Annotated in this window: 12 protein-coding genes; all 12 read right to left on the reverse strand. The window is 42.0% G+C overall.

Features of this window, described 5'->3' with window-relative positions; genetic code table 11:
• Positions 1–184: 184 nt before the first annotated feature.
• The 12 genes from HOL16_02285 to HOL16_02340 all read right to left on the reverse strand — a co-directional run bounded on the left by HOL16_02285 (position 185) and on the right by HOL16_02340 (position 10,915).
• On the reverse strand, positions 185–1,363 hold the full coding sequence (locus HOL16_02285) for a methionine adenosyltransferase (protein MBT5389522.1): 1,179 nt from the start codon (positions 1,361–1,363) through the stop codon (positions 185–187).
• Positions 1,364–3,001, reverse strand: coding sequence for an apolipoprotein N-acyltransferase (gene lnt / locus HOL16_02290; protein MBT5389523.1), 1,638 nt, complete (start codon positions 2,999–3,001; stop codon positions 1,364–1,366).
• The gene (locus HOL16_02295) at positions 2,973–3,824 is read right to left on the reverse strand and encodes an HlyC/CorC family transporter (GenBank protein MBT5389524.1); all 852 of its coding nucleotides are present in this window, start codon (positions 3,822–3,824) and stop codon (positions 2,973–2,975) included. Before HOL16_02295 ends, lnt begins: the two co-directional genes overlap by 29 nt.
• A 70-nt stretch (positions 3,825–3,894) precedes the next feature.
• Positions 3,895–4,413: an rRNA maturation RNase YbeY gene (ybeY, locus tag HOL16_02300; GenBank protein MBT5389525.1), complete on the reverse strand. Its 519-nt coding sequence runs from the start codon at positions 4,411–4,413 to the stop codon at positions 3,895–3,897.
• Positions 4,397–5,371, reverse strand: coding sequence for a PhoH family protein (locus HOL16_02305; protein ID MBT5389526.1), 975 nt, complete (start codon positions 5,369–5,371; stop codon positions 4,397–4,399). The genes ybeY and HOL16_02305 overlap by 17 nt, the downstream gene beginning before the upstream one ends.
• An 8-nt stretch (positions 5,372–5,379) precedes the next feature.
• Positions 5,380–6,777: a tRNA (N6-isopentenyl adenosine(37)-C2)-methylthiotransferase MiaB gene (gene miaB, locus HOL16_02310; protein ID MBT5389527.1), complete on the reverse strand. Its 1,398-nt coding sequence runs from the start codon at positions 6,775–6,777 to the stop codon at positions 5,380–5,382.
• The gene (locus HOL16_02315) at positions 6,770–7,576 is read right to left on the reverse strand and encodes a 1-acyl-sn-glycerol-3-phosphate acyltransferase (GenBank protein ID MBT5389528.1); all 807 of its coding nucleotides are present in this window, start codon (positions 7,574–7,576) and stop codon (positions 6,770–6,772) included. The genes miaB and HOL16_02315 overlap by 8 nt, the downstream gene beginning before the upstream one ends.
• 21 nt (positions 7,577–7,597) lie before the next feature.
• Positions 7,598–8,398, reverse strand: a complete 801-nt coding sequence (locus HOL16_02320) for a GNAT family N-acetyltransferase (GenBank protein ID MBT5389529.1) — start codon at positions 8,396–8,398, stop codon at positions 7,598–7,600.
• Between the two features lie 179 nt (positions 8,399–8,577).
• On the reverse strand, positions 8,578–8,997 hold the full coding sequence (locus tag HOL16_02325) for a MucR family transcriptional regulator (protein ID MBT5389530.1): 420 nt from the start codon (positions 8,995–8,997) through the stop codon (positions 8,578–8,580).
• Between the two features lie 132 nt (positions 8,998–9,129).
• Entirely contained in the window at positions 9,130–9,624 is a 495-nt protein-coding gene (gene rimI / locus HOL16_02330; protein MBT5389531.1) for a ribosomal protein S18-alanine N-acetyltransferase, read from the reverse strand.
• Positions 9,599–10,255, reverse strand: coding sequence for a tRNA (adenosine(37)-N6)-threonylcarbamoyltransferase complex dimerization subunit type 1 TsaB (tsaB, locus tag HOL16_02335; GenBank protein ID MBT5389532.1), 657 nt, complete (start codon positions 10,253–10,255; stop codon positions 9,599–9,601). Before tsaB ends, rimI begins: the two co-directional genes overlap by 26 nt.
• A gap of 69 nt (positions 10,256–10,324) precedes the next feature.
• Entirely contained in the window at positions 10,325–10,915 is a 591-nt protein-coding gene (locus tag HOL16_02340; protein MBT5389533.1) for a malonic semialdehyde reductase, read from the reverse strand.
• Positions 10,916–11,048: the final 133 nt, after the last annotated feature.

An 11,048-nucleotide genomic window follows, 5' to 3' on the forward strand; every position in this document is an offset into this window, starting at 1 on the left:
AAAGACTTGAAGAAGAAAAGTAAAAATGCTACAAATACTTTTATTTTAAAGTGCTTTGTTATGTTCAATTTTCTTTTAAGAATAGTTTACGTCACTGTATTAGTTTCTCTTTATTTTGGAACTATCGCATCTGCGGCACGATTCTGATCTAATAACTGCATGATTCTTTTGTGAAAAATGAAATCTACTGCAGTATCTCTTTAAACTTTTCGACTAAGTCTAGTCTTTCCCAGGAAAATCCACCATCGGCATCTGGATCCGGACCAAAGTGCCCAAACGTAGCTGTTCGTTCATAGATAGGTCGGTCTAGTTTTAGGTGGTCTCGGATACCTCGCGGAGATAAGTCCATGAGTTTTGGAATGAGATCAAGAATTTTCTGTTCAGGAATCTTAGCTGTATGGTGGCAATTTATGTAAAGTGAGATTGGGTGAGAAATCCCGATTCCATAGGATAATTGGAGGGTGCAACTATCTGCCAAACCAGCGGCAACGATATTTTTTGCCAGGTATCGGAGGGCGTATGTTGCTGACCGATCTACCTTTGAAGGATCCTTCCCGGAAAATGAACCGCCTCCATGGGGAATAGATCCCCCATATGTATCTACAGTGAGTTTGCGGCCAGTTAGGCCTGCATCCCCGTCTGGTCCTCCTATGACAAAGCGGCCCGTGGGATTAATGAATATATTAGCATCGGGACACACCCACCCATCAGGAAGGGCTTTTTCTATGTAGGGTCGCACTAATGTGCGCACTTGTTCTTGGCTCAGGTTTTCACTATGCTGAATAGAGAGCACGATGCTTGTTGCCTTATGGGGTTTTCCATCTTTGTATTGGATCGAAATCTGACACTTCCCGTCGGGGCCCAATTGAGCGAGTTTTTTGTCGTGAATATCGTTTGATATGGTTCTGAGGATTTTGTGGGCATAATAGATAGGGGCTGGCATGTAGGCCTTAGTATCACGGCATGCAAAACCGAACATGATACCTTGATCTCCAGCGCCCTCTTCCTGGTGGTCTCCATTTTGATCTACATGAGCATCGACCCCCTGGGCAATATCGGATGATTGGTCGTGAAGGTAGTTCTGGACCTCAATGTCCTTCCAATGAAATCCTTGTTGCTCATAGCCAATGTCTTGAATGCATTTTCGGACGATAGATTCAATGGTTTTGTTTGAGAGTTTTACTTTACTTTTTACCTCTCCCATTAGGATTACGCGATTTGTTGTTACGGCTGTTTCAACGGCGACGTGGGCCCCGGGGTCTTTTTGGAGGTACGTATCTAGGATTGTATCTGAGAGACGATCACATATTTTATCAGGGTGGCCCCCCATAACGGATTCACTTGTAAAAATATAGTTGCGCATTTATCGCCTTCTCATTCTTGAAAAAAGGAAAGTGCTTCCCTTTAGAAATGCGGATAATCCCAGAATAATCAGCAAAGCAAAGAGATTTCCCCAACGAGCGTAAGCCGGAGGTGTTGATATGGCCTTGGGAAGAGATATGTCGAGGATCCCTTTCTTAGACAATGGAAGGGACCCCTTGATACGTCCATAGGCGTCGACGACACCTGAGATACCGGTATTAGCAACCCGAACCATTGGAAGGCCTTCTTCGATAGCACGGACTCTCGCTATTTGAAAGTGTTGGTAGGGTCCGGTTGAGTTTCCATACCATCCGTCATTTGTTATATTCAGAAGCCACTGGGGACGCGATCCATCTGACGTGACTTCTCGCGGAAAAATAGCTTCATAACATATGAGAGGACTAAAAGTAGGCAGATCTCCCACTTTAAGGCTTTTCAAGCCCTTTCCTTCGGAAAAGTCTCTTGTTCCTTGTGTTACCTTAGAAACGGGGCCTAAGTATTGGATAATAGATCTCCATGGAATGTATTCTCCAAAAGGCGTGAGGTGGGATTTTTCATATGATTCTTGTAGTTTTCCCAATGAATCTACAACCACTAGAGAGTTCCATACTTCGCGATCATCATGGATATTTTCAGCAAGTGTCGTTAGATTTGCGCCAGTAAAAAGGAAAACATTCTCTTTCAATATGGAACTAAGATAACGGCCAACTTCCTCTTCATTTTCTCCAACATTTATGGAATATGGGAAAGCACTTTCTGCCCAAATGATGGCATCTATATGGCGATCACTAGACTGTTTTGAAAGAGTCATGAGCGTTTCAAGATTTGCTTGCCTGTTCGCGGGATCCCACTTGAGTTTTTGGGAAATATTGGGTTGAACGAGCCGTAGAGTTGTATTCGTCGGTTTTTCTTCGGATGAGTTTCTGAGACGGTATTCTCCCCAAAGGAATAAGGAGAGAATGAGACCAAGAATCATAAAAAATGCGAAGGCATTTTCCCGTCTGGAGGGTTCTAACAAAAAGAATGATCCACCTACAGTTATGGCAAGAAAGCTCATGCCGTAAATTCCAAAAAGGCTTGCTCCTTGACAAAGGGATGTATTAAAGCAGAGCGAATAACCCACTAAACTCCATGGAAATCCAGTGAAAGCAAAGGATTGTATATACTCTCCAATTGTCCATAAAATCGCGAAGGCAAGTAATCGAGAGAGGCCTTGCTTGTTGCTTGAACATACGAGTGTTAAGACAATAGCGGGATAAATTGAGAGATAAGATGGGAGAGCGACAAGGGAGAGTGGAATAAACCAAATGTGCTGTGAAAGATCTATGGTGAGAGCGGCAGAAATCCAATAGAGGCTTACGACATAATATCCCATCCCAAAAAACCAGCCGGTAAAGAGGGCAGTCTTTAGTTTCTTGATATTTTCAGAGAGCAAAAGCAGACCACTAATTCCCACAACTAAGAAGGGTAGAGCATATATAGGCGGAAGGCTTAGAGCAGTACATGCCCCAAATCCTGTGGCCCACAGAAAGCACTTTGTTTCTGGAAGTTCTCTAAAGTATGTCAAAAGTTGGAGTATTATTGGCTTAGTGCGAAGCATGGGAAAGGACTTAGCTTTGAGTTTTCTGAGAGGGAGCATCTTTTGTTCGCGTCTCCTGTTTTTGTTTCTTCCCTTTCGGGAGTGTGATTTTCAAACGCTTAATGCGTCTAGGGTCTGCCTCAATTATTTTAAACTTACAACCAGACTTATCTTGGATGTTTTCTCCCTTAGACGGCATGTGTCCAGCCAGCGAGACAACAAATCCACCAATCGTATCAATATCACTACTCTTAAGCGAGAGCAAAATTCCTGTTTTATCTTGAAAATCTTCTATGGGAAGACGACCATCTGCAAGGAGGGAACCGTCGTGATGGTCAATAATCAGTGGTAACTCTTCTGACTCATGCTCATCTTGTATTTCTCCTACAATTTCTTCAACAACATCTTCAATGGTAATTAGACCATCGATCCCCCCAAATTCATCTACTACCAAAGCCATATGTGTTCGGGTTTGTCTCATTTCCAGCAGAAGATCTTGGAGTCTCATAGAAGGAGATGTGAAAAGTACCTTCCTTACAATGCGTCGCAATTGAAATGCTTCTTGATTCTGCCACTGAGCAAACACGTCCTTGATGTGAATCATCCCAAGAATATTATCGAGAGTTTCATGGTAAATGGGGAATCTTGAATAACCTTTCTCTATAAAAATGGGGATCAGATCTTTTAGACTTGTGGCGTCTGAAACGGCTTCAATATCAGCTCGAGGAACCATAATATCTTGAGTTTTGAGTTTTCTTAATCTTAGGGCATTAGCAAGGAGTTTGGCGTTTTCATCTTTGGAAGTCTCGGAAACCTTATCAATCAATTCTTCCAATGTTTCATCAAACGCCTTCTTGCCTTTTTGTCGATGAAGACTCCATATAAGCTTTTTTTGCAGTGTATTTTTTAGCTTTGTTAACAAAGAGTTACTCTGTGGTTCGGGGTCGTCTTCTTTACTCACTTATGTCTCCAATCTCTGTATAGGGACTCGGAATCGAAAAATGTTCCAAGACTTTACGCTCCAAGGCTTCCATTGTGACGGCTTCTTTATCAGATCCATGATCGTACCCCAACAGATGTAGAATACCATGAACAACTAGATGCACCATATGATTTTGTACAGAAATCTTATTTTCTTTTGCCTCTTCGATTGTTGTTTCATATGCAATTACAATATCTCCTAGCAGAGAAATCTGGCCTATTTTTTCATCCAAGGCTGGAAAGGCAAGAACGTTTGTAGACTGGTCAATTTTTCTATAATTCTTGTTCAGAGTTTGGCTCATGGCATCATCTGCAAAAACGACGGAGACCTCCATTTCTTTTGGGAGGTTGGAGAGTTGGAGAAGTTTTTTCTGAAATCCGACTTCAAAAGCGTGAAGTAGAGCTTTTTCAGCACGGCGCTCTAGATCTGGCACAACTTCTAGCCAGTCCGTGCATTCGATCAGGATATCAACTTTAAGAGATGGCTTCATATGATTTTATGATCCTCGAAACTAAGGGGTTACGAACGACATCCTTGTAAGAGAAGTGGACGAAATCGATTTCTTTAATGTCTTTCAGTATCATGACAGCTTCTTGCAGTCCGGATAGTTCTCCAGTTGGGAGGTCAATTTGAGTCATATCTCCCGTAATAACCATCCGTGAATTCTCGCCAAATCTGGTCAGGAACATCTTCATTTGGATATGGGTCGTATTTTGCGCTTCATCTAGTATAACGAAGGCATTGGATAGGGTTCGTCCACGCATAAAGGCTAGTGGCGCGACTTCTATCTCTCCATTATCGAGGCGTTTGATGATTTGATCCATTGGTAACATGTCTTCCAAGGCATCATATAATGGTCGTAAATAGGGGTCTATCTTGTCCCTCAAGTCTCCAGGCAAGAATCCTAGGCGTTCTCCAGCTTCTACCGCTGGGCGAGAGAGGATGATTCTTTCTATTTGCCCAGATAGTAGCATGGAGACCGCCTGTGCAACTGCCAAGTAGGTTTTCCCTGTCCCAGCAGGACCAAGTCCAAACACCATATGGTGACTCCGAAGAGATTTAATATAGTTTGCCTGCGTAGGTGATCTGGGGGTTATATGTTTTCGTCTAGTGGGAATAGAGAGTATTTGATCATCAACTGCTTGTGTTGCTTCATCAGCAGGGGATTGAATAAGTCTGATGGCGGAATCTACTTCTGCCAAATCTACATCTAGTCCACGCGTCAGTCGGGTGTGGAGGGCGTTCAGGACAGCTTTGGCAATTTCAGCAGCTTTGGGTTCCCCCGTAATTGCTACTACATTGCCTCGGGAGGCGACCTGCACCTCGAGCAGTTTTTCAATCCTGGATAGATGCTGATTATGTTCTCCAAACAAGTTCGTCAGCAGGCGGTTGTCATCGAACTCAAGTTGTATAACAACTTCTTTGTTTGAACCGTTTTTTGCCACCAAATTATCTCTTATCTGTAGTTATGTATCTCACCCGTCATGCTATTAGCATGAGCTATTTTGATGAAAACGTCCAGAAGAGATCCTGTTAAATCTCTCGGACACTCCACTTGAACCGACTGGAGATATGGAGTCTTTCCTACGTATTGGTCTTTATGTTTTCCTTTTTTCTCAAAGAGTACGGGCAGTGTTTTCCCGACTGTTAATTTATTAAATCGGATCTGTTGAGCGTTGAGTAGTTGTTGAAGAGCTTGCAGCCTCTCACTTTTCACAGATTCAGAGACCTGATTTTCCATGGTACTTCCAGGCGTGCCAGGGCGAATACTGTATTTAAATGAATAGGCTTGAGCATAATCGATATCCTGAACCAACTGTAGAGTTGCAGCAAAGTCTTCGTCTGTTTCTCCAGGAAAACCAACGATGAAATCGGACGAGAAAGCGATATTTGGACACATATCTCGAAAACGATCGATAATAACTCTGTATTCGTCCGCGCTATGTTTGCGGTTCATTTTCTTTAGAATGGCATCTGAACCTGATTGGACAGGCAGGTGAATAAAAGGCATAAGTACATCTATATCCCTATGGGCTTCAATGAGAGCATCATCAACATCTCTCGGATGGGACGTGGTATACCGCAGGCGTTTTAAATTGGGGACGCTTTCAGCAATAGCCATCGCCAATCTTCCCAGACCCCACTCTACTTTTCCATGGGGTGCTTGACCATGATAAGCATTCACATTTTGGCCTAGGAGAGTAATTTCCTGAACTCCGATGGAGACAAGATGTCGAATGTCATGAACTATGTCTTCTACTGGACGAGAATATTCTGCCCCTCGTGTATAGGGAACGACGCAAAAGGTGCAAAACTTATCACAACCTTCTTGAATAGAGACAAATCCCGATGGACCTTCGGAATTTTTAGAGTCAGGGAGTTCATCAAATTTGGGTTCCACAGGAAAGTTCGTGTTGACAATATGTGTGGGGCTGTTGTCAGATTGGCTTATTTGTTTACGCTTGAGCTCTTCGAGCATCTTAGGAAGTTCATGGTAAGTTTGGGGGCCGAATACCATGTCTACGTAGGGTGCTCTTGCTGTAATTTCTTTTCCTTCCGCTTGAGCTGTGCATCCTGCAACTGCTAAGACGACTTTGTCCCCCATATTAGCCCGTTTTGCTTTCAAAATTTTTAAACGCCCCAGTTCTGAAAAGACTTTCTCTGAGGCTTTTTCGCGAATATGGCACGTATTTAGAATAATTAAGTCTGCCTCTTCTTGGACGTTGGTTTTCACGTAGCCGTGAGGGGCAAGTACATCGGACATTTTTTGAGAATCGTACACATTCATCTGACATCCGTACGTTTTTATAAAAACAGATTTTGTTGAAAGCTGTGGCAGTTTTTCCTCAGGCATTTGAGGTCCTCTGTTGTGGATAATGTTTACCTGTAATTGTGTCACTCATACCTTGAGACACTTGCTCATGACAATAGGTTGCAAGCTCTTTTCGGGATGAAAAATTTGAGGCATCAACAGGTTCATGAAAACGGATGTTTACAGTTACTTTTCCTTCACGGGAGAGCGAGTGCAAATGTGGAGGAAGTGTTAAGTCGCCAAACCAAGCGTAGCGATTTCTCAAATTCCGTCCTAAAGGCATACCTGAAGCTTGAGCGTAAGTGATTGTAACGGGCTGAATATAAAGCGGACGATCAATGTTTGAAAAGGCGAAGAGAGAGCTTTTGAAGGGGAGAACATGAGTGCCATCATTACTTGTTCCTTCTGGAAAAAGGACAAGATTCTTGCCAGATTTAAGCCGTTCACCTATTGCCTTTAGCTGCGCTTTGATTGTATGGGGGGTACGATCTATGAAGATGGATCCCTGAAGTTTTGCGTAGAGGCCAAATATGGGCCATTTTCGGACTTGGGCTTTTGCAATGAATGCAGCAGGAAGAATGGATCCTAGGATATTAATATCTAGATAGGAGATATGGTTTGAGACAAATAGTGTAGGACTAAGAGTTGAAGGTTTCCCAATACAATTGATACGTATGCCAAGAAGTCGATGTGAATAAGTTAGGATGAAAAAGGTGCATTTTGAAGGGAAAGAAGAGTTTTTCAAAAACAGATTTGTTATGAATTGTATAGGGAGGAATAGAACCGTTAGTCCCAGAGATAGACCCAATCGTGTAAAACTTCGAACATTGTGAAGAAACATTAGCAGATCTCTTGGAGAAAATTAAAGATAATGTCGGTTATACCGGTCGGTAATATGTTCAGTTTTTACAACAATACAGACATCAGTTGTATTAAACTCATGATCTATAACCGCTCCATCTCCCACATAAACACCGGCTCTCAGATACCCTTTTATAAGTGGCGGCAAAGAGGTAAGTATTTCTTTTAAATGAATTTCCTTAGATGGAAGGAGATTCATATCATTGTATAGATCTGGAAGCGCCTTTGGGCGCAAATCTTCGGGAGCTAAGTGGTTTTGATAGAGGTACGTTAGCGGAATATCTAACTTTTCTACAGAAGTTCCGGGAAAACTGGCACATCCGAATAGGATGGCAACGTTATGACGAGATATGTAGGTGGCAAGCCCTCTCCACAGAAGTTGCATCGTTGGGCGTGTTCTACAATCTTTAGCTACGCATGAACGGCCTAACTCTAATATCTCTCCTGGATAGTTTAGGATTTTCGAAATATCGTACTCACTAGCAGAGTAAAACTCAGCCTGATTTTTAACCATATGGCGGCGGATGAGTCTATATGTCCCGACAACCTTAGCATTTTGCTGATGATCGACAACCATGAGGTGATCACAGAATTCGTCAAAGGCATCAATGTCTCTTTGCTTTTCTACGGCTTCAGGAGATGGTTTCGCCTTCATTTCCTCAAAAAAAACCTGAAAACGTAAGTTTTGAACGGCTTTAATATCTTCGGGAGTTTTAGCAAGTCGCACTTCTAAATCCCCAAGTGAAAGCTGGGGCCAAGAATCTTGATTTACGGCCTGTTCGGTTGGAAGAGGACTCACCATATTGTACTAACTCTACCTTCAGTTTGGTCTAACGGCTACATATTTATAATAATATTTCACTGGGTACAATAATGTTTCGGTTGCTCGGGGACAATCCCAAAATTTGGATTATCCATGAGAAAGATAGAATAAAGGCCTTCTCTATACCAAAAAGAGTAAGGCCTTTATTCTACAAACGCCTAAGCAGATTTGCGTCGACGGGATCTTGTACCAAGACCGATTGTTTTAGCAAGTTGACTTCTTTGCTTCGTGTAGTTTGGTGCAACTACAGGATAATCTGGTCCGAGGCCCCAACGCTCTCTGTATTCATCGATCGTCATATTGTAGGCAGTCCTGAGGTGGCGCTTAAGCATTTTAAGCTTTTTCCCATCTTCAAGGCAGACGATATAATCTGGGGTGATCGACTCGTCAATTGGAACAGCTGGTTCTGAACGTGGAAGGCGAATAGTTGCTCCACCTCCAATTGATGAAAGTGCACTAAATACTTGCTGAATTAGTGTTGGGAGCTCAGTAACAGGAACTGTATTGTTTGTTACGTGCGCAGAAACTACATCCGTAGTAAGGCAAAGTAGTTCTGACTTTGTCAGTTGTTCGCTCATAAGTTATAACCTCTTTAAAACTATGAATTGTCATTAAAAACTATAAAACTCGACACTAATTGTGCGTTGCTTGAGCGGATACTACACAAGTATGTTTAATATTGAAAGTATTTTTTTGCTTTTTCTTTATTTTTATGAATAAGTGGCTATTTTTTTATAAATAATAGCGGTTTCAATAGTCGAACCTTGTCTGGAGTAGTAGTTGGATCTTTGATGTATTCTTTCAAACCCCAATGATTTATAAAATTTTTGGGCCACTAAGTTGTCTTTTGCGACCTCTAGAAAAATATTTATTGGGTTTATTTTACTTTCGTCAAAAATATATTTTAGTAATAAGTGGTAGAGAGCCTTTCCAACGCCTTTGTTTTGATATTTTTTCTGGACTGCAATTGCTTGTATTTCAACGTCTTCATACAGAGAGCTAAATAGGATGAAGCCTACAATATCAGAATCAAATATGGCTTTAAACGCCGTATAGCGAGAGATTTTTAAAGACTCTTCTATTGTGTGGCTGCTCCATGCTGCATCAGCATATAGTTTCCATAGAGAACTTAGTTCTGCAGCATCATTTGCTGTTGCTGTCTCGTAAATTATGCTTTTGCTATATTTGTTTTGGGGATCTGACATAGGCTGGCTTTAAATAAAAGGGCGAGATCGAATCAGCAGTTTCTATGTTAATTGCTGATAGACCTGCATACTTTGCGTGGGGGATCGATTTACTAGGATCAAATTCAATATTGGGAATGTGGCACACTTCTCCCTTTATAAGGTTTTGCCCGTCTCCAATAATTCGCAGTGGAACTTCTGGTAAGAATGAAGGAATTTCTTCTGGATAGAGACAAACAGCTTCTCCAACTTCTTCGAGTGATGGTGAAAGCAACTGTGTGTATACCTCATTGCGTTTCGTATCTATGACTACCAGAGTATGTTTTCTTTCTGCTTGTTGATGGTTAAGAGCAGTTGCGAGTGTTCTAAAAGTTGTGACTCCCACTAAGGGAATATTGCCTGCTAAGGCTAAGGCACGTCCTGTTGAGATACCGATTCGAATTCCTGTGAAAGATCCTGGTCCGACTGTCGTTACAATTTTCTTTAGGTCCTTAAAGTAAAGGTTTTCTTGTTCCAGGAGGCTAATTATTGAGGGCAGTAAGTGGGCAGCGTGACCTCTTTCTCTCGACTCGAAGTGTTCAGCGATAACTTTACCATCCCTGATGAGGGCGACGGACAAGGCTTTGCATGTAGTATCGAAAGCTAAAATCATTTTACTGATAAAACTCCTGTATGACTCTTATCATATCCTATTAATCCTTCAAAAATTAGTTGCGGAAACCTATAGGATTTTTGCGACCGTGTCAAAGCTTAGCCTTGGAGCGCGCGGGTAGAGTGCTTTGGGATCCCCGTATCCAAGGTTGCATAGGAAATCAGACTTTAGGATGCCATCTGGGAAAAATTCCCCATTTACGCCTTCATTGTCAAATCCTGACATAGGGCCACAATCCAACCCTAGACTTCTGGCTGCAATCATGAAGTAGGCTGCTTGCAAAGTAGCATTTCGTTTTGCTGTATCAATAATTAGTTGATCTTTACCTTCAAACCAAGATTTGGCATCGGTTTGAGGGAAGAGCTCTGGAAGTCGTTCATAAAATTCTAGATCGTAGGCAAATACAGCGGTAATCGGCGCGCTCATGGTTTTTCCTACGTTTCCAGGATCTAGAAAGGGTTTAAGGCGTTCTTTGTCTTGTGAAGATTGGATAAATAAAATGCGTAGAGGGCAACAATTTGCACTTGTTGGTCCTAGGGCAGCTAGTTTGTATATTGACTCTAATAAATCCTTCTCAACGGTTCTTTTTGTCCATACAAAGTGCGTGCGCGCTTCTTCGAATATGATTTTGAGGGCTTCTTCAGAGAGAACTCTATCCATTTTTATTATTCCTATTTTTTTATTAGTATAAGCCCCCAGGAACATTGTTCAAGGGGGCTTTGTTACCCTAGATCCGAGATAGAGAAACAAAAAAGCTCTGAGTACGAGGAAATAGCTGGAAAAGGAGAGAAAA

The organism is Alphaproteobacteria bacterium (assembly GCA_018662925.1).
Lineage (GTDB): Bacteria > Pseudomonadota > Alphaproteobacteria > 16-39-46 > JABJFC01 > JABJFC01.

Coding starts and splice junctions, on each gene's coding strand:
- HOL16_02325 (MBT5389530.1), bottom strand. CDS start 8,997: ATGAGCGAACAACTGACAAAGTCAGAACTACTTTGCCTTACTACGGAT.
- rimI (MBT5389531.1), bottom strand. CDS start 9,624: ATGTCAGATCCCCAAAACAAATATAGCAAAAGCATAATTTACGAGACA.
- tsaB (MBT5389532.1), bottom strand. CDS start 10,255: ATGATTTTAGCTTTCGATACTACATGCAAAGCCTTGTCCGTCGCCCTC.
- HOL16_02315 (MBT5389528.1), bottom strand. CDS start 7,576: ATGTTTCTTCACAATGTTCGAAGTTTTACACGATTGGGTCTATCTCTG.
- miaB (MBT5389527.1), bottom strand. CDS start 6,777: ATGCCTGAGGAAAAACTGCCACAGCTTTCAACAAAATCTGTTTTTATA.
- HOL16_02340 (MBT5389533.1), bottom strand. CDS start 10,915: ATGGATAGAGTTCTCTCTGAAGAAGCCCTCAAAATCATATTCGAAGAA.
- HOL16_02285 (MBT5389522.1), bottom strand. CDS start 1,363: ATGCGCAACTATATTTTTACAAGTGAATCCGTTATGGGGGGCCACCCT.
- HOL16_02320 (MBT5389529.1), bottom strand. CDS start 8,398: ATGGTGAGTCCTCTTCCAACCGAACAGGCCGTAAATCAAGATTCTTGG.
- lnt (MBT5389523.1), bottom strand. CDS start 3,001: ATGCTCCCTCTCAGAAAACTCAAAGCTAAGTCCTTTCCCATGCTTCGC.
- ybeY (MBT5389525.1), bottom strand. CDS start 4,413: ATGAAGCCATCTCTTAAAGTTGATATCCTGATCGAATGCACGGACTGG.